Here is a 19,993-nt window from a genome sequence, read left to right as displayed (position 1 = left end):
GGTAATTACCTTTGTTGGGGTGATTGGGGCGATCGCGTTGTTTCTGACGCAGGCGATCGCCTTTTGATTTGACGCGAGGCTTTTTGGGACTTCCTCCAGGTCGCTGCGGTCTAGGCGGCTGTGGCTACTCGTTCTAGTTGGAATACCATTGCTCCTTTTGTGAGGTGTCGTCCCTGTCCTCTGACATTTCTCCACGCGATGCCGTACTGGGTGCAGAGTTTGCGGAGTGTACCTGAATCAAGGGCGTTGAGGTTAATTTCAACTTTTGGCTGTTCTGTGACGGCGGATTCGGGTTGTTCTGGCGCAGCTGGTAGTAGAAGCAAGGGCGCGATCGCTTTGGGCTGCTGTGGTGCTGCGATAGGCGCTTTATCTGCTGGCAGCATCCAGGGGTCGGGAACTTCCGCCGCCTCTTCTGTCTGTATCCGTGACTCCGGCGTATATTCTGGCTGTTGTGGAGCGCGTACTCTTGCCAGCGCTGCCTCCCGTCGCTCGTTGGATGCAACGAAGGTTAGAAAGAGTCCGTAACCTATACCGAGCGCGATGTCCTTAATTTGATTCAACATTGTCTTGTCTCCTATTCTGTAGCGGTGTTTTCAGGGATTGGCGTGTAGCGTTTGCCTCTCTCCTATCTATACATTAATATAGACAATCTATCTCAAGATGTCAATACAATCTAGACAAATATAGATAAAGATTCTGTGAAGTATAGATTGGCTAGATTAAAGCTATAGTGTATATACATCAGCTATAGGATATAGACATGAGCGACACTAAGACCCAGCTAGCAACCTTCCGGATAGAACCTGACCTTTGGGAGGAGTTTAAATCGCAGGCACGGCGCAACGGTAAAACCGCATCAGATGCGCTTACCGATTTTGTACAAAACTATGTGGAGGCTGGGGATGCACCTACAGCAGCGTTCCCAGCACAACTAGACAATCTAGAATCGCGTATAGATGAGAAAGTTACTGAAGCGATCGCGCCTATCCGCCAAGAACTAGCTGAGTTGAGGGCAGAGCTGCGGGGAAAGTTGAGGAGGGCGGCTTAAGTGACGAGGTGGAACGACTCAAAAGCGAGAATGAAGCACTCAGGCAAAGTACAGGAACGCAGGCAGTCATTGAACGGAATGCCAAAATTCAGGACTTGGAAGAGTGCAATCAAGAACTGCGGGTTAAGCTTACCGAGGTTAGGAAGGAGTTAGTTGATGTTAAGGCAGAGAAGGAAGATATCCAGCGCAGGCTAGACGCGGCTCGGCTCAAACTTTTCAACCTGGAATCTGAAACCCAAGCGGCTTCTGAAAGCGAGATTTCAGACCAAGAAGCGATCGCCTTCTCTACCACAATTCCGCTCCAGGTTGAAGCAAGTGATCCGGGTGAAGTAACGGACAAGCGCCACTGCCCCAAATGTGGAAAAGTTGAGGGAATTCGGAATAAGGGCATCCGTAAAAACAAGGACGGCACCCGAAAGCAGAAATGGCTTTGCACCAGTTGTAACGAGGGTTGGTCAGTAGCGATCGCTCCCTCGTCCTTGTAAAACAGTTTGTTGCAAGGATGGTCAAGAGGTACTCTGTTGCTTAAGTCATAAGATATTAGTCAGGTATCTTCACATTCAAAACCTTCGCCTCCCTCTCGTCTAATCTTTAGCCTGGTTCTGTTTTCACAAAGGTTCTGGTACTTGTCGAGGCGGCAATTAGTTAGCTGATGACCGGATTGTTAGTGGCGATTCTGGTGAAAAGAACAATCTGAGGTTAGGGGAGACGATCCCCACTTCCAATACAAAAAGACGTTGTTTTGATGGGTACAGAAGACTAGGATAATGATATGCAGCCACTAAGTCCCTACACAAAACCGTCAATTACCGAAGCTATTATCGAGCTACAGGCTAAGATTTCTTCTGAGGTAGCATTATCAACCTTGGAAGATATCCAGCGTAGCGTAGAGTCGGAATATCCGCTTTGCGAACAAATGATGAGCCTGGAAGCAGGAGTCCAGCAAGGCGAGGGTGACAGTTTAGAGGCTACAGCCAGTCAATCTTGCATTGGTTATCGCTTCTGGAGCAAAGATCGCAAGCAGATGTTTCAAGCTCGCTTAGACGGGTTTAGTTTCCATCGACTTGCCCCATACGAGGGATGGGAGACGTTCCGGGATGAGGCTCGACGCCTTTGGAATATTTATCAGGGATCTGTTAATCCTAAAATTATCAGTCGAGTAGCAGTCCGATACATTAATAAGTTGGACTTGCCGCTTCCTGTGAATGACTTCAAAGATTATTTAAGGACAGTACCAGAAATTTCTCCAGACCTTCCCCAGGGGCTGAGTGATTACTTTATGCAAGTAAAAATCCCTCAGAAGGACTTGAATGGGATGCTTGTACTAAATGAGGCAATAATTCCAGTACAAAGAGATGATGTAGTCTCTGTAGTTCTAGACATTAATTTGTCTGCTTATGTTGAATTATCGGCGAATGAAGATGAATATTGGAAATTTTTAGAGCAGTTGCGTGTTCGTAAGAACGAAATATTTGAAGCTTGTATAACTGACAACACTAGGAGGCTGCTTAAATAATGGCTACATATTCTCCACTAAATCCTAATGCAGTTTCGCCTCACTCTTTTTGGCAAGACTTAATGCCTTCAGAACCTTTTGGCATTGAGGGACAAGCACTTGTTAAAAAACTAATTAAAGTAAATCCAAAAGTTACTCAAGATGAGCCTATTAAGCGGCTACTACAATCTTTAGAGTGGAACATTCAAAAACATCAGGAGGAACGTCAGGAGGAGCTTCAGCACTATCTTGATTCACTGCGATTGGAAGCAAGAGCCACAGAAGAGGCTGAGTTTACAGTGTCGGTTATTAATACTGCTTGGCAAGTTTGGGAAAAACTGAGAAAGCATTTTCTCAAGCAAAGCCTCTGTTTGGAAGTGCCAGATGCTTGCCCTGGAAAAAGTGATAATTTTATGTACACCTGGTCTAGAGGCGAACATTATTTTGAGTGCGAAATTTTTGGTAACTCAGAAGTAGAGTTTTTCTACCGCAACAGGAATAGTAGCGAACTCTGGGGAGAAGATACTACTCTTGAGAAGGAGTTCTCTACCGACATTTTTGCCAAAGCCTCAATTTTCACCTGAATTTTTACCTGGTAGATTACTGGACAGTTTGATTATTAGTAGCTCCAATCTATATCCAGTTCCGAATAACTGTCTCGTGCTTCGATTAGCTCGTCCGCCAAAAGATTATTTGGGGAAAGGGACTATTTCGGCAATCCAGATGACGGATGAGTTTCTGTTATCTACAGGTGACAAAAACTCAACTCCCCCTCATCTAAGTGTCTGGGTTGAATCCTGTACAACGCCAGCGCAAGCATACAGATTTCTTCAAGAAAACTCGCCCAACTCAGAGCGAAAGCTAGTGCTTAGATTGAGAGTCGATGAAATCCGTATGCTTGCAGTTATGGTTAACAATGTAGAATATAAAACTTTGTTAGATGTTTTGTGGGTACATTTATTTGAAGACTCGATCAGGAATATCAAGGATCAGCGCCCAGGAGCAGAAGGTCATGCTGGTATTACTGGGCTAGATGAAAAATCCGCACCGAAGGGACTAACTAACGGGGAAGCAAAGAACTTACGCAAATCTTTGCGTTCACAGCTAGCGGAGCTTGCTTCCAAGGATCACCATCTTTTGTCTCTTCCCTAAGGCAATCGCAACTCGAAGCGCACCAAGAGACGATTATCTGATTTATACAGAATCACACAAGGAACCAGCAACGGACTACCTACCCTTAGATGCTCAATAACTTGCGTTTAATTTGGCGGTTCAGGTTCATGAACCAGTTCTAAAACCATCTTATAAGTCAAGTTAGGGGTGTGAACCGCGAACTGAACTGGTTCATGAACCGTTGCCTAAAGCTCCGAAAGCTTCGCCAGTTGGTTGGTTCAGCGGTTCAGAGTGGCGGTTCAACGGTTCAGCGACAGTTTAAGTGTTCAATGTTCGACACACCCCCTGGCTGGGGGTGTGTTCAATGTTAGACACCGGAAGTTACCGGAGGTTAGCGCAATCCGGTAAGGTTCGGTAACTTCCGGATATAAGCCAAAAAATAACCCGCATCGATCGATGCGGGTACGCATTTCAATTGTTTCCTCCGTCAAAACGTCGGGTCGAATAAAAATGGGGGCGGGGCTACCTTGCCTTGCTGACTGAACCAATTATCGAGAAGCCAACAATATCCCAGCACCATTTCAGGGAGGTCAATCGGATCGGCATAACTGCAATAACGCTCGACTGTGCGATGGTCGCGGCACAGGAAGAACGCTAGTTTACTGATGCTTAGGTTGTATTTTGCCCGTAGGTCACGTGGGTGCATAATATCTTCTCCCTTCTATTTGCATTTAATGCTCTGTTGACGCGCTAATCGTGTAAGGGCGACGGCACCCCTGCCATGCGATTTTGATTTTTCCTTGCAGGCGTGTAGCAGCTTTTTCCAGTTGTTCTACCGACTGGTCGAGGAACTTGTCAGCTTCTTGTCGGCTGGGAGCGTAAATGATGGCACTGTTTCGCCCCACGCCGTATTCCCAGCCCAAGTTGTTGACAACCTCAATTACATCCGTTGTCATGTCGTATTCCTGCGCTTACGTTTTGTTATTACTTCTATTGCTGCCCCATAAGCTGCCTGAGTTCTGGAGGCAGTAGCTCAGGTTTTTTGGGAACAGCACCCTGGCGCAACAGTTTCTCGGTGCGTTCCCAGGTTAGTTGCAGGCGATCGCTGTCAGGGTTGCGACGGCTCTTGGAAGTGGGGCGGAACTGGTAAGAACGCATGGCACGCTCGGTAATGCCAAGGTGGTAAGCGGTGGTAGTATCATCCCATTCAAAAGCCTCTTTTACGGTCACTGGGTGTAGTTCTAGGCATTCTGGAGCAAGTAACATTAGGTTGTCTCCTGTTTGGTAATAAGGGGGGAGCGCGATCGCGCCCATGATTCAATTCCTTTATTGCTCGATCACTGCTCGGTCACTGCTCGGTGTAGCCATTTGTACGGCTCAGACCTGATGGGTTAGCGAGATACCGAACGAGGAAGTGCGGATGTTTCAGTGTTGTGGAGATAGCCGCTAACTCCTTTGCCTTCTGCGCTGCCAACATCTGAGTGCTTCTTCCTGGCTGACGGCGACGACGAGAATTTTTGCCAGCTCGATACTGCCGCAGAGTTTCAACTTCTACTCCAACCGCATCAGCGATCGCGTCAATCTTCAAGCCAAAAGCTTCCAAGGCGAGGGGGTGCAGGACTTCGGCACGCTGTACAGCTTCGATTAATTGTTTTGTTGATGTCATCATGAAAAGATGCTCCATTGCTTTGGTTCTGTGAGCCAGTAACCAGCGGCGTTAGTTTCTGAGGCTTTGACCGCTGGTTACTAACTTGTCGCGTTGTCGCTTAATTTCTGTCGCGTAACGCTGTCATGCTTGTCGCGTCGTCGCGTCGTGCGAAACTTTTAATTAGCTGGACGCGGAATACAACTCGTCTTCGTGGGCAAATTGCTGGATTTTTTCGCCAGACCCTCCTTCGTATTCGATTAAAAAAACCCAACCCCATTCATTACCGATGTCGGGAACATGATGCGGATTGCCGCCAAAAATAAAACCGATGACGGTAGCAGTGCGCTCGTAGAATCTGACTTGCTGCCAGAGGCTGAAAAGAGGTTTGCGGTGATAGATTCGGCTTTCTTGTGCGAAGGTTTGGGTTAGTATTCCGTTTTCTTCGTACTCAATGAGGTACATCCACTGGCCTATCGGAATTAGCTCGATTATTTGCGGTTGAAACATAATGCCGATAATCCGGGCTTCGTCCGTAAAGGTGTCTTCCTCGCTCTGCCAGTGGTAAAGAACCTCTTGCATCAGTCCATACTTCGGTGCTTTAACACCTTCGGGTATTGGGTGTTTCGGCAATCTAGTATCAACAATTTCTTTCCCTGAAGGGATTAGCAATCGTTTTGGCGTGTTATCTGCGTACATCTTTTTTGAAACCTAGTTGTATTGGTCAAAAAGATGCACAACTCTGATGATCGATCCCGTTACCTTGGACTTATTCGGTCTGTAGAACTACAAACTCATCTGGCAGAACTGGAGCAGCAGCTAGCTCGTTCTGATGTGGGTTAGACAGCCACCACGTAATGAAATGTTTTCCGTAGCGGGTCAGCATGAGGCTAACAACTTCACTGGTGGAACTTGCACTGGTAACTTGTTTTATTTCGTCAACAATTGGCTTGACTTCTGCTGACAAAACTATACGGGTTTGTGTTGACATTTTTACTTCACTGCCATTCCGTAGAATCTGGTTAACTGCGAAAAGTTAGGGGCAACCATTGTTTTGATTCCTTGTGTAATGAGCCGAAAATTTGGTGTGTTGAGCATGAAGCACTCATATTCAGACGCAAGGGCGATCGCTGCTTACAACCGCACTCGGTGCCTTTAGTGCCGTGATGCGTCTATGCTCAGCAAGCTAACACGAATTCATGCAATAATGCAAGTATGGCTTTAGGAATTCTTGCAAATTTGTTATATCAAAGGCGTGTGAGACAATGAATTCAGGAAATCTAGAAGAACTGAAACCCTTGGTAACTAAACGTGACGACGCCAACTATTCGCAAGTAAGTGGGTACATCCCAAAAGACTTGGCGCTTCGCCTTAAAATCGCCTGCGCTACTCAAGAAATTACTCAGAGTGAAGCACTGGAGAATGCAATAGCTTATTGGCTTGACGAGGGGGAAAGGGTTGCTGCTGAGAAGGCTAAAAGCAAACGCAAGTCAAGCCAGGAGAAATGATGGAAGGCGATCGCGCCTCAAAGGACTGGCAGCTAAAGTATACGCATCACATTTATATAGGAGTTATCACTGTTTATGGCAACTCAGGGAAAGCTTGAATTAACCATAAAGATTTCGGAGTTTCCATCCGACGTGAAGACTGTTGAGAATGGTTGGAAGTCTTTCGAGATTGACTGCGATGGGCGGATTGTCAGCGTAACTGTAAAGCCCAAAGTTTTTAAGAAGCTAGAACAGGCGCAAACTGACTATCCGATGTGGGTTGCGGCGATCGCTGGGAAGATGGGCGAAGCTACAGGGCAAGGCTTTGTGTTGAGCGAGCCAGCCATCCAAGTTTTTGAAAAGAAGCCAAAGGAGCCGAAAGAAGCAGCAGTGGCAGAATGAGGAGCGATAGCACCTACCAAGAAATCAACCAACTTTGCCACGATGTCGGGGTTTCCGCCGTACTTGCAGCCATGCAGGGCTACTGCCAAAACCGTGCTGATTGGCAACGTCGGAAGGCGAACCTTTCGAGTATTGGCTAGATGTTATTGAGGCGATCGCGCAGATTCTAGAGGGGTCGGATGGCGATGATGAGGAGCGATCGTAATGATTATTGGATGAGGAGCGATCGTAATGATTGTTGAGGCTTACATACTAAAACCTATGGCTAATTCAACGAGAGGTTTCCTTTTAGGTGCTGACTTCAGAGTTGAATAATCTTTTCCACAATCCTGTGGAAAAAAGTGTATAAATTTGTGGAAAAGATGTGAAAAAAATGGGGAAAAAGTAAGGTATTAAGAGGCAAGGTATAGCATTTCTGAATCGCGTTAAAAAGAGCGAAACCTTTACCGGACAAGCCTCCCAGTCTTCATTTTTTCACTGCATCAAAACGAGAAATGGAATAAGTGAAACCACCATAAATATTTAAAAGCATTTGAAAAAAGTTGTCAAATTGCCATGTAGTAGTATGCGAAAAGTACCTTAGAGGATATTCAGATGGATTTACAACAAGAGCTACAAGCACTTGAAAAAGAAATCAATCAATTAGAGGAAGCACTTAGCCTCATTGAAAACCCCTTGAAAGGCGAGGCGCACCCTAATGACAACTCGTTCCTAAGCCTTCTTAAGACCGAGCTTGTCCTTACCACTGAGCCGGAAGAGCGCGGACAAAAACTAGCGATTGCTAAACGATCGCTAGAAAATCTTAAAAGGCAGTATGCACAGAGGAAAGAAGAATTTACAGCGTCGCTAGAGCAGGAATGCAAACCCATTGCCGATGAGATGCAAGAAGCAGCTGAGGGAGTCCTAGCAGCACAAGAGGCATACCACCAAGCGCTTGCTAACTTTAGAAACCTAGCCAAAAAGCACACACCCACCTGGGAAAAACTTCATCCTGGTAGCAAGTTACTAGAGGATCTTCGCAGTCAGTACGAGCGGGGGATTTTTAGATTTAAGGATGGAAAAGGAGTAATCGTAGGTCAGCGAAAACTTGACGAAGAAGCTCGTAGCGAGATGATGTCCCAGATGTACAAAGATATGCCTAGGGGAGCAAATTCTGTGAGTCAACCACAAATATTGAATGGCTGGAGTAACCGCATTTAAGGATAGTAAGCGGCAAATACTATCTCATCTGCACCTTGCTTAGAGCCGCTAAGTAAATTATTTTATTGTTTGAGGGTGCCTACTAGGATAACGACACGACAAGGAATGGCACTCATACAGCTATAACTAATGAGGATCGAGGCGATGGGTATTAATTGGGAAGATCCAAATTTTTTGATTGGGTCTGAGGGAAATGATGCAGAGACGATTTTATCTGAAATTGAAACAAGTAGCGCTTCATTAGTTGCAACTAATATTCAAAAGAAGATTGCAGCAGCACAACGTTTCGGAAATATTACTTTTGATTTAAGCAGTGGTGAAGAACGCTACATTATAATTGAGAACACACAAGAGCAAAACACAAAATCTTCTATCAGTATTCACAACTTTAATAAAAGAAATTTTAATTGGATTCTGAACGACGATCCCAATGAATGGCGCTTCATTCCTAATTCAGCGATTTATTGTCCTAGTGAGAATCCAATTTTTTGGGGGATGTGGGAATTTACAAGAGAAATGAGCTTCTGGCCTCCAGCTCTAGCTCCCCATCTTGAAAATTGTAATAGTGCCAAGCAATTGATCGATATGGTGAACGGGCATTACACCATGCTCATGCTATGGCTGAGATATAGCCTACCAATGATAAAAAATAGTTCTAAGAGAGATAAGTTACGAGAACTTCTATACACAACAGATTTAATATATGGTCTTCCTTATGCTGATTTATCACTAGCAAGGTACGAGTTTGCCCGTCAGGTTTATCCGTGGTCAGAGCTTGCACAAAGAGCAGGAAGCTCCGAACATCTATGGTTTTGCATGGAATACTCTAATTGTTTGCACAAGGCTTTTATCACAGGCAATTTATCTAAGGATCAGCATAGAACGAACCAAACTAATAACATAAGACGACTAAGGCAAGCTTCAAAAAAGGGAACCTATGACGAGATAGTAACAATTGATGACTTACAGGAAGAAGGGAAGGACTGGAGACTGTTTATTGAGGATTTAATACTGCAAGACATTGTTAAGGTCATTTGGGAAAATGAGGGCGACACTAAAACTTTAGAGCATTACTACAAACGTTATTTAGACGCCATGTCTCACTACAACGGAATAGTCGGACATAAGAAAGAGCATGTGATTTTGTCACTTACATCCGACCAGCAGCTTATAGCAACTCGAAAGGGGCAGAAGCTCAATACCAAATCAACTCAGCCCCGCTCTAGAGGACGCCCTCCTGGCAGTCGCAATGTAAAGAAATATTAAATAATAGCCTTTTGCTGGAATAGCGAAAAAGCACCTAAATCGCTATGTTTTCATAGTCTTAGCAGTCAAAAAACGACTTAAAAGTATGAGCTTTCTAAATCTCATGGTTAATCTCAGTACCAGTTCCCCGCCGCCTAAACGCGATCGCCTTGCCCCTCGCAGGCAACGACGGCAGAAGGCGCGTGATGCTGCCAAAGCGAGCAAACCTGCTGCATAAGAAAATCTAGCGACCTTCAGCTATTGACCCGGTAAAAGCTTGTAGCCCCCAATCCAGATCGCCTGCCTTTTGTCACTAGACACATTACGTATTTTCTACTTTACAAGCTTTTTAACAAAGGAAAAATAGATGAGGGTTGCCCCAATCACCACAAAGGGACAACCCATCAATGAACTCTATAAGTATCAATTCTACCCTAAATGCCGGGGACAATCTAGGCATTTCCAGTCTTCCAGCGCGATCGCCTCACTCTCCATCCAAGGGATCGCAGTGCCAAGACAGCGCCAAGACATCAAGACAGCAGCAACTTCAGGAAGCGATCGCTGAACAACGCCTCACAGATTGCTTAGAACAAATAGAGAACTTAGGCTTTCTGGGTGAAGAAACACAACTTTTCTGCCTGAATCTTGCACACCAATTACATCGGAGGTGCAGGGTATGACACAGCAAACTTCCCTACACCTTGTAGAACTCAAGCCGCCAGAACTGCGGGATTATCAACTGCAAGTCAAGCAGAACCTTTACAGCCTGATCCGCAGCGGCAAGAGAAAGATTTTAACTTTCGCTCCTACCGGGGCTGGGAAAACCATTCTTGCCGCGCAGATTGTTGCAGATGCAGCGAGTCGCGGGAAGCGAGTCTGGTTCGTTGTTGACCTAGACATTTTGATTGCCCAGACCTGGGACAAGTTTAAGAAGTTTGATTTAGAGTGCGGCTTTGTCAAAGCTGGATGGTCAGAGAAACCAGAAGCGTTGGTACAAATTATCAGCGCTCAAACTCTGGCACGGCGTGGACTGGAAAACCAAATCCCGCCAGATGTTGTGTTGCTCGATGAATGCCACAAGACAGGATGGGCTAATATCGTCCGTCAGATGATGAGTGAATGGTGTTCCAGCGCTTTATATATCGGTCTGACAGCAACGCCTTGGCGACTTTCCAAGCATCAGGGAATGGGCGATATCTTTGAGGCTCTAGTGACAGCTCCCATGCCTTGCGAACTGATGGACATGGGCTTCCTGGTGAAACCTGCCTATTACGGAATTCCAGGGGCAGACCTCAAAGGAGTTCGCACAGTTGGTGGAGATTTTTCCGAATCTGATTTAGCGATCGCCTGCGACACATCTCAGGTTGTCGAACGCATCGTCAAGGAATGGCTCAGGCTCTGCCAAGGACGTAGAACGATCGTCTTTGCCGTTAACATCCCCCATTCAAAGCACACCCGTGACGCTTTCCTTCGTGCCGGGATATCAGCGGAACACGTTGACGGCACGATGACCAGCAAGCAGAGGCAACCAATCTACGATCGACTAGCGACGGGTAAGACGTTGGTTGTAACCAGCTGCCAAGCACTACAGGAAGGCTTCGACGTGCCTAGCGTGTCAGCTGTCTTACTGTGCCGTCCAACCAAATCGAAGGCGCTGTACTTCCAGCAAATCGGTAGAGGATTGCGGATTCATCCAGAGTCTGAAAAGACGGATTGCGTCGTACTAGACCAAGCTGGTAACGTTAAGCGCTTTGGGTTTGTAGAAGACCTGCGACACATCAGCTTGACACAGGGCGGCGATGCAGAAAAAGGGGAGGTTCCCGTCAAAGACTGCCCTGACTGCGAGGCACTGCTGCACATTAGTGTGATGCGTTGTCCAAGCTGTGGATATGAATTTCCAGCTCCTGAGAAGGTAGCACCAACCCAGAAACTAGAACGGTTACTGCGGAAGGAAGACAAACCCAAATTTCACTTCTTCCGAGAGCAAATTAAGGTAGGATTTCAGCGCCATTACGCTCCAGAGTGGGCAAGCTGCCGATTCAAGGAAGAATACCAGTTTTACCCTCCGGATGACTGGCGACGGGCAGCAATCTTTGGGGATAACCCCACTGATGACAATAGATTGACTTACTGGAATCACCTGGTAGCGATCGCTCGAAACAAGGGAAAAACTAGAACTTGGGCTGAGCGTCAGTGGCGGTTTGAGTTTGGTTTTGAAGGAGGTGAAGCATAATGGCCTCCTTTAAACCCCTCAAACAAGATTGTCCAATCTGCAACGGCGCTCGTCGAGATTGCCGACGTAACACAACTAACGACCTAATTCATTGCCGAGATTCCGAAGCGTCACCTGTTGACTACCGACTTGTTGGGGAAGACGCTCACGGCTTTTTCATGTGGGCCGAATCCAATGGGGAAACTCATCCCGATTGGCAAGCCCAGCAGGAAAGGAAGGAAGAGAAGCGACGGCAGCGGGAAGAAGAACAGGCACGGCGCAATCAACAGCAGCTATCTATTGAGGAGCGCGATCGCCTCACCCGTCATCTTCTCAAACAACTTTACTTACACGACGACCAGCGCCAGAATCTCAGGGACAGGGGGTTAAGCGATGCCCAAATCGACTCTGGGATGTTCCGCACCATTAAACCTGGGCAGGGCGTGGAAGGAAGTCCTAGATTATTTGGACTGGACTTCCAAGGACATTACATTGCTGTTGCATCGCGGTCTATCCTTTGCCCGATTTGGGATACCAAGAACCGAATCATCGGCTGGCAGAACCGTCTGGATGACCCGCAAGATCAGGGGAAGTATCGATGGCCCAGCTTCAAAGAAAAGACCGTTCACCTTCAAAACGGGGAGTTGCCCATCACCTGCGCCCGTCCAATTAGTAAAGAGGGCATCGACTGCACTAGCATCAATTTGAGTGAGGGAAACCTCAAACCTTTCATCGCCGCACAGAAATTAAACCAACTATTTGTTGGCGCGTCTGGTGCTAATTTTGCCAGTTCACAAGAGCAGTTTAAGCAATACCTTGAGGAGTTATCGGCAGAGCTTGAAACCAAATTAGTTACCTTATGTCCAGACGGTGGAGCAGCGCAAAACCCCCATGTAATGGGACAGTACCAGAAAACCTGGGAGCTGTGCCGCGCTTGGGGATATCAGGTCAGAGTCGCATGGTGGGGTCAAATAACCAAGGACTCACCAGATATTGACGAGTTGGAAGATGCGAGCGCGATCGCTTTCATTACCCCAGAAGAACTTTGGGGCATTTTTCTTCAAGAACAACAACAGAAGCAGGAAGAGAAAGAAGCAGAACAACGCGCAATTGAAGAAGCAAACTGGGTTAAACTTACTGCCCTTACCCGTGTGCCGTGGCGAGTTGTCAACACTCCGAATTTAAACTTGGATGACCTTCCAGGGGGCGCTGTTTACGTGGTGAAAAGTGCGAAGGGGACATCAAAAACTGAATCCCTAAAGCCCATAACACCTCAGCACGATAATGCTTATGCTTTATTTTGTCGTATAGCTCTTGGGCGCTCAGAGTGTGAACGGATCGGGATTACCTGGCATACAGACTTAACTCGCGGAGGTAGTGCAGGTGGATTAAAAGCTGGTTTCTGCGTAGATTCTGCCCATTTGTTCAACCCTAAAAACCTTAAAAATAACGGGCTGTTGATTGCTGATGAAGCGCTACAACTGCTAACACATTTGTTCGGTGATACCTGTAACAAGGGGGGGAAGCGTCCGTTGCTTTTGGCGGCACTCGAAGCAATGATCGGGGCTACTATCGCTGGTGGCGGAAAGGTGCTGGCATTGGATGCCGATGCCAGCGATTTAGTTTGCGATTACCTCGAACAGTTGGCACCTGAAGGAACACCCCTAAGAGTCATTCGTAACGATTATGAACCTGAAGGCTACCCGGTTTCATTCTTGGATTCGGATACGCCAGACGCTGTTGTTGACGAATTACTCATCGCACTAGAATCGGGTGAACCCAGTTTTGTAATTGATGATTGTAAGAATGGAGTGCGCGGCTGTAAGTCCATCGCTGAATACGTGCGGCGGGTACATCCTGAATGGGCAAATCAGATCGTTGAAATCAACTCGGACACCACCGGCGATCCTGCCATTATTGACTATTTGAACAATATTAATCAGGCAAGTAAAGACACATTATTGTTGTGCTGTAGTCCGTCTGTTACTAGCGGTATCTCCATTGTAAATAACCGCTTTCAAAAAGTATTTGGTGTCTTTAACGGCATTCTGACCGATGCTGACGCGGCTCAGGCATTAGGGAGAGTCAGACCCAAAGATGTCGAGCGAATAGTTTGGGCATCCGAGGAAGGGCTGATTATGGTAGGAGATGGCTCAATCTTCCCTGAAGATTTAAAAGCCCATTACCAGCGCAACTATGAAGCCAATTGCAAACACATTCTAGGATTCGGGGTAGGATACAACCCGATTACCGATGAATGGGACTCCCCGCACTTTGACCTATACTGCAAGCTCTCGGCTTACCGCAACGCCTCAATGAAAGACCTACGGCGGCGGCTAGAGGAACGGTTAAGGGCAGAGAACAACGATGTAACTATTGTTGCTGCTATGTGCGGCGACGATACCAAGGCAGGGCTGAAAGAGTCTTGGCAGCGGATTGAGCTGGCACGCGCCCAAGCCGTAGCTAATGCCACCATCCTGAACGATGAGCGGTTAAAAGCTTTGGAAGAATCCAACAAGCCTTTAACACCCCAGGAGAAGCTGGACATTGAAAAAACCTGGTTGCTTAAAAACTATGGTCAACCTCTGATTGATGCCATTCAGCATGAGTTGGAAGACGGAACTGTCCTCACGGGTTATCAGGCAATGTGCCTTAAAGATGACCGAGGGCGTTACAAAGCCAAACTGGACAATTTTTATTTACTAGCTTCTGATGAATCGGTGGCGATCGCTAAAGACGTGAAAGCAGCCCAACGGCAACAAGAACATGGTCGGGGTGTTTGTCCACAGGATTTAAGAATCCATACCCGTCGCCGCCAATGCCGCCAGTATTTGGGGCTAGACAAGTTTTTAAAACTGGATGAGGAATGGACACCCCAAGACTTTTGGACAATGGCTCAGAAGGCTAGGGATAATGCTCCTCACGTCAAAGATGCCCTTAACCTGAGCATACCCGCCGACCCTAAGCAGTCAACGGGTAGCTGGGTGTTTGAATTGCTAATGGAACAAGTGGGACTTGAAATCTCAAAGCGCTTGGCACCCAGAGTAAAAGGGCAAAAGCGATTTAAGTACCGCCAGATTGAAGCAACTAGCTGGCACTACGCCCAACTTTATGTCCAGCACCAGATTTCTGAAGTTGTGGCGCAGGATGAGGAGGTACAGGTTAGCCAATCTACTGCTGACTGGATCACCCCCCCTTCTACTTATATATACGAGACTACGGGGGGGGTGATCCAGTCAGAAATGGCTGAAACCATTACCACCCCTGATACACAACCATTGGCTACCCCTGAACAACTGTCACAACCACTGGCACAAGATGCAGATAATCAGGTGACATTGGCACCTGATGAGGTGAACGCGACGGATGATGCTGAATCATTAGTAGGGCGCGTTCTGCGGTCTATTAGGGGGTTCGATCAGGGCGCGACTGATTGGGTAGCTACTCACTCTGGGAACTTCCTAAAAACGGCCTCCGGATGGTTTGTGGCCCTTTCAGAGATTGGAACTTGGTACGAGTGGGTGGACGTGATCCCATAGTGCTGGATACGCGATCGCGTTTGCTCTCAGTCGCTAGTAAGAAAGCGATTCTTACTAGCCCAATCAACAGCGATCGCTGACCTCCAACGAGAACTTTGAACGAATGCACCTGTAGAGCTTTCCTGGTAAGGGTTTTAGCCTCTTTAAAACGACAAAACATTGGCAACCCCATGAACGTCGTTAAAGTGAGGTCGTTGAGCGATCGCCGACCACAAACGGGGACTTTGAACGAATACGCCTGAAACCTTTGTCAGGAAAAGGTTTCAGCCCTTTAAAAACGATAAAACTTTGATCAACCCATGAACGACGTTGAAAAGGTGGCGTTGAACGATCGATTGGGGCGGCTTCAAAGGCGCGATCGCCAGTAGTCAAAAATTAGCCTCAATCTAGTCGTAAACCTGTTCGATGGATTGGGTAACTTGTTTGCCACCTGGCATCACAACGGTTAATCGCTGGCGATCGAAATCCAAGACATAAGAGTGACCTTGATTTTTTGCGATGTAAACTTCGTTTTCCACGGATGCCAGGGGGAGGGTGATGCTGCTGCTGCCATTCGTAGCATTGCCTACATAGTAAGTAGGTTGGTTGTTTTGGGAGCAGATGTACAGGTGGAAATGCCGGCTTCTTGCCATGCGGTAAATTTGGGAGTCACTAGGGCAAATGTTTCCGTCGATCGGTTGAGCGGTTGCCTTGGTGACTCCTAGTAGCGTAGAGAATAGGAGGAGCAGAGCTAGACCAGATTTAGGGATAAACATGGGCAAAGAACCAACGGGTACAGTTTAGTGTTCCCGATTGTCCAAAGACAATCCCACCTTAACAACCACCCCTAGCTGTCCCAGGAATCGATTTCAGGCGAACGAATACTAGATGCGATCGCGAGCATATCCCCCTTGCAACCCTTAGCTGTCCCAGGAATCGATTTCAGGGTAAACCGCAAGTAAACCGACTGGAGGGGCGCCTTGCAACCCTTGGCTGTCGCTGAAATCGATTTCAGGTCTACTTTTTGCGACACAACCCAGAAGCTTGTCTTGCAACCCTTAGCCGTCTCAGGAATCGATTTCAGGCGGGATAAGGCGCAGTGAGTTTATGATCCACAATCTTGCAACCCTTAGCCGTCTCAGGAATCGATTTCAGGGTGAACGTCCAGCGCTCCCCGTACTCAGCTTGCGTCTTGCAACCCTTAGCTGTCCCAGGAATCGATTTCAGTCCCAGTCTTTGGGTCGCATTCCAGTTTGTACTTACCTCTTGCAACCCTTAGCTGTCCCAGGAATCGATTTCAGGGGCAGTCCCCCACAGGTCAAGCGATAACTGAATAGCAGACTCCGATTGCGCGGATTTAGTCCTTGCGCGGATTTTAGATTCAGCCTTTTTCCTTGTGGGTGGTTCGCGATTATTGCCAACCTCAGACGGAGTAAGAGTTTTTGGCTTAGCGTGAATCTTCTGACTCGTGATAGGCTTACGCTTTTCTTTGTGAGAGCTAGTTTGGGGTTGTTCTTCGGCGGTGTTGCTTGAAAACACCTCCACATTCGCGCACTGAGTTGTTTCTGAATCAGCTTCTATTGCCCCAGTCTTGAGGGTTGAGGGTTGGCTACTGGTGTCACCAATCCCAGATGTAGCAGGGGGAAATTCTTCGCAGTCCCCTGAACCAGCACTTACCTGCATCAGACCTAAGCTTTTAGAATAGATCCCAATTCCCGACTCGCATCGGGATGTACGGACAGTTTTAGGGGCGTGCAAATCAGAGCCATCCTCGTCATTGCGATCGCTTACGCGATGCCCTTTGGCTGTTTCCTCCGCAGGTTCAAAACTGCTAGCGGGTCTGCTCCCACTAGCATGCCGACCAATCGGCGTCCCCACACGCTCTGGTAAACCAGAGCGGATTTTCCGTCCTGCTGGGGCAGTCCGTGGGTTCTTTCGCTTCCGCGCTGCTGGCGAAATGCGAAGTATGTAATTGCGTCCCGGCACTAAATTACTCGGTTCGCTTATATCCCGTTCAAGGCAGGTGTTCAAGAAGTTAACTGCCCCTACTTGGTCTCTGTCTCCTTTCCATCCGCATCCCCCCTTATTGGGTCGGCAGTGGTAGCGGCGACCGCTCGGTTTATTGAGCGTGCCACATTGAGGACATTTCTGAGAGGTGAATCGCTCGCTGGCTTTCTTAACCTCGATACCGCCAGCTTCAACGAGCTTATCCGCCAAATATTTCGTCTGCGTAGGCCACTCCCACAGGCTGTTGCGCTTTACCTGCTTCATCCGACGATTTCCCTTTTTTCTGCCTTTGGGAATGTTGTCAAGTTCACCAACGTAGATGGTGCCAATTTTGTTTTCAACTGCCCAATCCACAGCAGCTCTAGTGACGCAATGGTTGGCATAGTCCAATGCGCGACGCGATCGTGCAGAGAGTTTGCGGGATGCTTCGAGTATTTTAAATTGCCGACGAGATCGCTTCCTAAGAGGAATTCCTGGTTGTTTCTGCCCAATCGCTTCTAAGTCTCGCCCTTGACCGTCTTTGCCGTCCCGTCGTCTTTGAGCAACCAAGCTCCGAACGTATTTCTCTCCAAACCCCGGCTTGATGCGGTTCTTTTCTAGCGCTTTGTCTTGCTCATCCTTACTAAGGTACTGACGAGCCTGCCCTCGTAAAGTGCGACTGCGTAAACGCCCAATTTCTCTTAGGCGGCGATCGCGGACTCGTTTAACCGCGCAGATGTTATTACCAGAAATCGTAGCCGTTTCGCCCTTCTGGTTAGCAATGACGATGGCTCGCTTCTGCCCAAAATCGATGGCACCAATTCCCGTTAGTTCGGGATTCTTTTCAACATTGTTTTCATGGGTCAGATGCAGCCAGTATTCACCGTTCAAGGAGCGGGTAATTTTCGCATCTTGGAACTGTTGACCCTTTAACTTTTTCAATGCCGGGAAGGCGATAGTAATTCCCTGGTGTCGTTTGTTCTGGGATACCGAGCCGAGTCTTAGTCCTTCTCCCTCCCAGCGGATTTCATCCTTATTAAAGGCAATAGGAACGTAATTCCGTTCTTTATAAGGTGGCTTGGCATTTGGATCACCGCGCCTGAGATTACTAAAAAAACTTTTGAAGTTCCCATCAAAGTTACGTGTAATAACCCCGACCGTTTTAGCACTGAGGGTTACTGTATGCGGTTTTCCATCATACTCAAAACTCAGGCTATACTCAGCATCTTTCTTCTGCTGAGTTGTAGCTTCTACGACTTCGGTTAAACCTTTGCACTTCCCTTTGGGAATTATGCGATCAGTATAGGTGCGAGGCCAGAGACAACTTTTACCAGAGTAAAGGGCTTGAAGAATCTCCCATGCGAGTCCTTTATTCCAACGCTGTTCGGCAGTCTCCCCGTGTGGCTTAATTAGTGGCTTAGCCTTATTGAGTTCCCCTTTTTTAGGCTTTTGAGTGATTGGCACCATACAAGGGACAATCGCGTGTTGAACACCATTACCCTCTCGTGGGGCATCAATCCATTTTTTACTTTCGCTATCCCAGGTTTGAAGAGTACAGCTATCACCTTGAGCAGGAACTACCTCACACGCCAGACCTTTATGTTCTCTAATATATCGAGCGTGAGCAACCAAAATATTGGTTAAATCCCGTGCAGCCCAGGACATCAGCACCAGTTGTTTTTTTAGTGCCTTGCTTGGAGTGAACTTCAGTTTGAGTGCGCGGATAGTCATGATGATACCGATCGCCTCTACTGGGAAAACGCTGAATAAGATGATGCGTGATGTCCTGAATCATAGAAATTTTGAAAGGCTACCGTAAATCGCAAATCCACTAGACTTGAATGTGAAGCTAAGCCGATGGGGTGTGGAGTTTACAGAAGCATCTGAATAATCAATTCAGTGCGATCGCTCTTGTCGTCGGAAGCGAAGTAACCATCAATTGCCACCCAATAGCATCACTAGGCATCAATCACCAGCGATAAATTTCTGATTTACGACTTACTAACGATTACCGACGATGGACTTACCCCCTTAGCCAGACAGGGTAACTTTTGGCGCTGGCTTGGGCGATCGCTTCGTTGGCGAATGAAGCTGTGGGTAGCGAGCGCGCAAAGGCTTGTATTCCGGCTGACCAACGTAAATGTCAGTAGATGGTTGCAGGAACGCTGGTTTTTCCCCTGATTGACCCCATACGGCGACATCTGTAGGCATTCTGTGGCGTGATCGAGGACAATGGCAGTTATTTGCTCCTTATGGTCTTAATGATTTGTGTAATGGCATAACCCAGCTACAACGAGCGCATCTATACAACGCTGGTGCTGCTCGTAAAACGAAAAAAGTTAACCTTAGCAGAGCCTTATCAGTTAATCGTTTCTTTATCCTTAAATTATGAATGAGCAAACACTTAGTCAAGCGCTGCTGAACCTCCCTGAAAATGCACAAGAATCTATAGTCGATCAAATTTTCGGATCAGAATTTTTGAAGGCGCTTGGTTTTGAAATAATGGAACGTGTTCCCCAGTACAATACCGGGGATGGTGGGCCAGTTGATTATGCTCTTCGTCGTAATACCAATGAAGATATTTTCTTAGCTACTCAAGCCAACCCTTATCTTCTGCTTGAACTAAAGGGTAGAGACGTTAA

At 47.2% G+C, this 19,993-nt stretch carries 26 protein-coding genes and 1 pseudogene; 15 read left to right on the top strand and 12 right to left on the bottom strand.

The annotated features are described in order from the left end of the window. Positions 1 to 110: 110 nt before the first annotated feature. Positions 111 to 563: a hypothetical protein gene (locus tag H6F74_RS26690; RefSeq protein ID WP_190445138.1), complete on the bottom strand. Its 453-nt coding sequence runs from the start codon at positions 561 to 563 to the stop codon at positions 111 to 113. A gap of 197 nt (positions 564 to 760) precedes the next feature. Between H6F74_RS26690 and H6F74_RS26685 the strand changes: the two genes are divergently transcribed. From H6F74_RS26685 to H6F74_RS26665, 5 genes are all read left to right on the top strand, one after another. After that, positions 761 to 1,048, top strand: a complete 288-nt coding sequence (locus tag H6F74_RS26685) for a hypothetical protein (protein ID WP_190445137.1) — start codon at positions 761 to 763, stop codon at positions 1,046 to 1,048. Positions 1,049 to 1,056: 8 nt separating this feature from the next. Beyond that, positions 1,057 to 1,533 carry an IS1 family transposase gene (locus H6F74_RS26680; protein ID WP_190445136.1) on the top strand — a complete coding sequence of 159 codons (477 nt, stop codon included), beginning with the start codon at positions 1,057 to 1,059 and terminating at the stop codon, positions 1,531 to 1,533. Between the two features lie 287 nt (positions 1,534 to 1,820). Beyond that, the gene (locus H6F74_RS26675; RefSeq protein ID WP_190445135.1) at positions 1,821 to 2,564 is read left to right on the top strand and encodes a TIGR04255 family protein; all 744 of its coding nucleotides are present in this window, start codon (positions 1,821 to 1,823) and stop codon (positions 2,562 to 2,564) included. Next, positions 2,564 to 3,127, top strand: coding sequence for a hypothetical protein (locus tag H6F74_RS26670; RefSeq protein ID WP_190445134.1), 564 nt, complete (start codon positions 2,564 to 2,566; stop codon positions 3,125 to 3,127). Before H6F74_RS26675 ends, H6F74_RS26670 begins: the two co-directional genes overlap by 1 nt. A gap of 76 nt (positions 3,128 to 3,203) precedes the next feature. Beyond that, positions 3,204 to 3,695 (top strand): hypothetical protein, encoded by a 492-nt coding sequence (locus H6F74_RS26665; RefSeq protein WP_190445133.1) that lies wholly within the window; start codon positions 3,204 to 3,206, stop codon positions 3,693 to 3,695. Between the two features lie 287 nt (positions 3,696 to 3,982). On the opposite strand, the gene H6F74_RS26660 is transcribed toward H6F74_RS26665, so the two are convergent. From H6F74_RS26660 to H6F74_RS26630, 7 genes are all read right to left on the bottom strand, one after another. Next, positions 3,983 to 4,126 carry a hypothetical protein gene (locus tag H6F74_RS26660; RefSeq protein WP_190445132.1) on the bottom strand — a complete coding sequence of 48 codons (144 nt, stop codon included), beginning with the start codon at positions 4,124 to 4,126 and terminating at the stop codon, positions 3,983 to 3,985. 17 nt (positions 4,127 to 4,143) lie between these two features. Next, positions 4,144 to 4,362, bottom strand: a complete 219-nt coding sequence (locus H6F74_RS26655; RefSeq protein WP_190417024.1) for a hypothetical protein — start codon at positions 4,360 to 4,362, stop codon at positions 4,144 to 4,146. Between the two features lie 25 nt (positions 4,363 to 4,387). Further along, complete coding sequence (locus tag H6F74_RS26650; RefSeq protein WP_190445131.1) at positions 4,388 to 4,612, bottom strand: hypothetical protein; 225 nt, start codon at positions 4,610 to 4,612, stop codon at positions 4,388 to 4,390. Positions 4,613 to 4,646: 34 nt separating this feature from the next. Further along, entirely contained in the window at positions 4,647 to 4,922 is a 276-nt protein-coding gene (locus tag H6F74_RS26645; RefSeq protein WP_190445130.1) for a hypothetical protein, read from the bottom strand. 82 nt (positions 4,923 to 5,004) lie between these two features. Then, entirely contained in the window at positions 5,005 to 5,325 is a 321-nt protein-coding gene (locus tag H6F74_RS26640; protein WP_190445129.1) for a hypothetical protein, read from the bottom strand. A gap of 159 nt (positions 5,326 to 5,484) precedes the next feature. Continuing rightward, positions 5,485 to 6,000 (bottom strand): hypothetical protein, encoded by a 516-nt coding sequence (locus tag H6F74_RS26635; RefSeq protein ID WP_190445128.1) that lies wholly within the window; start codon positions 5,998 to 6,000, stop codon positions 5,485 to 5,487. A gap of 70 nt (positions 6,001 to 6,070) precedes the next feature. Next, positions 6,071 to 6,292, bottom strand: coding sequence for a hypothetical protein (locus H6F74_RS26630; RefSeq protein ID WP_190445127.1), 222 nt, complete (start codon positions 6,290 to 6,292; stop codon positions 6,071 to 6,073). Positions 6,293 to 6,566: 274 nt separating this feature from the next. On the opposite strand from H6F74_RS26630, the gene H6F74_RS26625 reads away from it, so the two are divergent. The 8 genes from H6F74_RS26625 to H6F74_RS26595 all read left to right on the top strand — a co-directional run bounded on the left by H6F74_RS26625 (position 6,567) and on the right by H6F74_RS26595 (position 15,386). After that, the gene (locus tag H6F74_RS26625) at positions 6,567 to 6,809 is read left to right on the top strand and encodes a hypothetical protein (RefSeq protein ID WP_190445126.1); all 243 of its coding nucleotides are present in this window, start codon (positions 6,567 to 6,569) and stop codon (positions 6,807 to 6,809) included. A gap of 75 nt (positions 6,810 to 6,884) precedes the next feature. Next, positions 6,885 to 7,190 (top strand): fertility inhibition FinO-like protein, encoded by a 306-nt coding sequence (locus tag H6F74_RS26620; protein WP_190445125.1) that lies wholly within the window; start codon positions 6,885 to 6,887, stop codon positions 7,188 to 7,190. 594 nt (positions 7,191 to 7,784) lie between these two features. Then, on the top strand, positions 7,785 to 8,390 hold the full coding sequence (locus H6F74_RS26615; protein ID WP_190445124.1) for a hypothetical protein: 606 nt from the start codon (positions 7,785 to 7,787) through the stop codon (positions 8,388 to 8,390). Positions 8,391 to 8,534: 144 nt separating this feature from the next. After that, a complete protein-coding gene (locus tag H6F74_RS26610; protein WP_190445123.1) occupies positions 8,535 to 9,656 on the top strand; it encodes a hypothetical protein in 1,122 nt (373 codons plus the stop codon). An 85-nt stretch (positions 9,657 to 9,741) separates the two neighbouring features. Beyond that, complete coding sequence (locus H6F74_RS30755; RefSeq protein ID WP_277875871.1) at positions 9,742 to 9,873, top strand: hypothetical protein; 132 nt, start codon at positions 9,742 to 9,744, stop codon at positions 9,871 to 9,873. Between the two features lie 129 nt (positions 9,874 to 10,002). Further along, positions 10,003 to 10,200, top strand: a complete 198-nt coding sequence (locus tag H6F74_RS26605) for a hypothetical protein (RefSeq protein WP_190445122.1) — start codon at positions 10,003 to 10,005, stop codon at positions 10,198 to 10,200. A gap of 111 nt (positions 10,201 to 10,311) precedes the next feature. Beyond that, complete coding sequence (locus H6F74_RS26600; RefSeq protein ID WP_190445121.1) at positions 10,312 to 11,868, top strand: DEAD/DEAH box helicase family protein; 1,557 nt, start codon at positions 10,312 to 10,314, stop codon at positions 11,866 to 11,868. Next, positions 11,868 to 15,386 (top strand): plasmid replication protein, CyRepA1 family, encoded by a 3,519-nt coding sequence (locus H6F74_RS26595; protein ID WP_190445120.1) that lies wholly within the window; start codon positions 11,868 to 11,870, stop codon positions 15,384 to 15,386. The genes H6F74_RS26600 and H6F74_RS26595 overlap by 1 nt, the downstream gene beginning before the upstream one ends. 180 nt (positions 15,387 to 15,566) lie before the next feature. On the opposite strand, the gene H6F74_RS26590 is transcribed toward H6F74_RS26595, so the two are convergent. From H6F74_RS26590 to H6F74_RS26575, 4 genes are all read right to left on the bottom strand, one after another. Continuing rightward, the gene (locus H6F74_RS26590) at positions 15,567 to 15,758 is read right to left on the bottom strand and encodes a hypothetical protein (RefSeq protein ID WP_190445119.1); all 192 of its coding nucleotides are present in this window, start codon (positions 15,756 to 15,758) and stop codon (positions 15,567 to 15,569) included. A gap of 14 nt (positions 15,759 to 15,772) precedes the next feature. Next, a complete protein-coding gene (locus H6F74_RS26585) occupies positions 15,773 to 16,141 on the bottom strand; it encodes a hypothetical protein (RefSeq protein ID WP_190445118.1) in 369 nt (122 codons plus the stop codon). Positions 16,142 to 16,640: 499 nt separating this feature from the next. After that, on the bottom strand, positions 16,641 to 19,082 hold the full coding sequence (locus tag H6F74_RS29535) for a zinc ribbon domain-containing protein (protein ID WP_199301656.1): 2,442 nt from the start codon (positions 19,080 to 19,082) through the stop codon (positions 16,641 to 16,643). Between the two features lie 300 nt (positions 19,083 to 19,382). Next, positions 19,383 to 19,562 carry a hypothetical protein gene (locus tag H6F74_RS26575; RefSeq protein ID WP_190445117.1) on the bottom strand — a complete coding sequence of 60 codons (180 nt, stop codon included), beginning with the start codon at positions 19,560 to 19,562 and terminating at the stop codon, positions 19,383 to 19,385. Between H6F74_RS26575 and H6F74_RS31230 the strand changes: the two genes are divergently transcribed. Beyond that, on the top strand, positions 19,561 to 19,743 hold the full coding sequence (locus H6F74_RS31230) for a hypothetical protein (RefSeq protein WP_190445174.1): 183 nt from the start codon (positions 19,561 to 19,563) through the stop codon (positions 19,741 to 19,743). The genes H6F74_RS26575 and H6F74_RS31230 overlap by 2 nt on opposite strands. Continuing rightward, positions 19,740 to 19,993: pseudogene (locus tag H6F74_RS26565) on the top strand (ParA family protein); the annotation flags it as partial. The gene H6F74_RS31230 and the pseudogene H6F74_RS26565, both read left to right, overlap by 4 nt.

The sequence above is a fragment of the Trichocoleus sp. FACHB-90 genome, assembly GCF_014695505.1.
Lineage (GTDB): Bacteria > Cyanobacteriota > Cyanobacteriia > Cyanobacteriales > FACHB-T130 > Funiculus > Funiculus sociatus.
This window is presented reverse-complemented; position numbering and strand designations above follow the sequence as displayed.

What these genes read in the sequence shown, in the direction of transcription:
- H6F74_RS26650 (WP_190445131.1), bottom strand. Translation starts at nt 4,612, where the DNA reads ATGACAACGGATGTAATTGAGGTTGTCAACAACTTGGGCTGGGAATAC.
- H6F74_RS26610 (WP_190445123.1), top strand. Translation starts at nt 8,535, where the DNA reads ATGGGTATTAATTGGGAAGATCCAAATTTTTTGATTGGGTCTGAGGGA.
- H6F74_RS30755 (WP_277875871.1), top strand. Translation starts at nt 9,742, where the DNA reads ATGAGCTTTCTAAATCTCATGGTTAATCTCAGTACCAGTTCCCCGCCG.
- H6F74_RS26615 (WP_190445124.1), top strand. Translation starts at nt 7,785, where the DNA reads ATGGATTTACAACAAGAGCTACAAGCACTTGAAAAAGAAATCAATCAA.
- H6F74_RS26600 (WP_190445121.1), top strand. Translation starts at nt 10,312, where the DNA reads ATGACACAGCAAACTTCCCTACACCTTGTAGAACTCAAGCCGCCAGAA.
- H6F74_RS26685 (WP_190445137.1), top strand. Translation starts at nt 761, where the DNA reads ATGAGCGACACTAAGACCCAGCTAGCAACCTTCCGGATAGAACCTGAC.
- H6F74_RS26605 (WP_190445122.1), top strand. Translation starts at nt 10,003, where the DNA reads ATGAGGGTTGCCCCAATCACCACAAAGGGACAACCCATCAATGAACTC.
- H6F74_RS26660 (WP_190445132.1), bottom strand. Translation starts at nt 4,126, where the DNA reads ATGCGTACCCGCATCGATCGATGCGGGTTATTTTTTGGCTTATATCCG.
- H6F74_RS26675 (WP_190445135.1), top strand. Translation starts at nt 1,821, where the DNA reads ATGCAGCCACTAAGTCCCTACACAAAACCGTCAATTACCGAAGCTATT.
- H6F74_RS26690 (WP_190445138.1), bottom strand. Translation starts at nt 563, where the DNA reads ATGTTGAATCAAATTAAGGACATCGCGCTCGGTATAGGTTACGGACTC.
- H6F74_RS26585 (WP_190445118.1), bottom strand. Translation starts at nt 16,141, where the DNA reads ATGTTTATCCCTAAATCTGGTCTAGCTCTGCTCCTCCTATTCTCTACG.
- H6F74_RS26640 (WP_190445129.1), bottom strand. Translation starts at nt 5,325, where the DNA reads ATGATGACATCAACAAAACAATTAATCGAAGCTGTACAGCGTGCCGAA.
- H6F74_RS26635 (WP_190445128.1), bottom strand. Translation starts at nt 6,000, where the DNA reads ATGTACGCAGATAACACGCCAAAACGATTGCTAATCCCTTCAGGGAAA.
- H6F74_RS26645 (WP_190445130.1), bottom strand. Translation starts at nt 4,922, where the DNA reads ATGTTACTTGCTCCAGAATGCCTAGAACTACACCCAGTGACCGTAAAA.
- H6F74_RS26595 (WP_190445120.1), top strand. Translation starts at nt 11,868, where the DNA reads ATGGCCTCCTTTAAACCCCTCAAACAAGATTGTCCAATCTGCAACGGC.
- H6F74_RS26620 (WP_190445125.1), top strand. Translation starts at nt 6,885, where the DNA reads ATGGCAACTCAGGGAAAGCTTGAATTAACCATAAAGATTTCGGAGTTT.
- H6F74_RS26625 (WP_190445126.1), top strand. Translation starts at nt 6,567, where the DNA reads ATGAATTCAGGAAATCTAGAAGAACTGAAACCCTTGGTAACTAAACGT.
- H6F74_RS26670 (WP_190445134.1), top strand. Translation starts at nt 2,564, where the DNA reads ATGGCTACATATTCTCCACTAAATCCTAATGCAGTTTCGCCTCACTCT.
- H6F74_RS29535 (WP_199301656.1), bottom strand. Translation starts at nt 19,082, where the DNA reads ATGACTATCCGCGCACTCAAACTGAAGTTCACTCCAAGCAAGGCACTA.
- H6F74_RS26655 (WP_190417024.1), bottom strand. Translation starts at nt 4,362, where the DNA reads ATGCACCCACGTGACCTACGGGCAAAATACAACCTAAGCATCAGTAAA.
- H6F74_RS26630 (WP_190445127.1), bottom strand. Translation starts at nt 6,292, where the DNA reads ATGTCAACACAAACCCGTATAGTTTTGTCAGCAGAAGTCAAGCCAATT.
- H6F74_RS26575 (WP_190445117.1), bottom strand. Translation starts at nt 19,562, where the DNA reads ATGCCTACAGATGTCGCCGTATGGGGTCAATCAGGGGAAAAACCAGCG.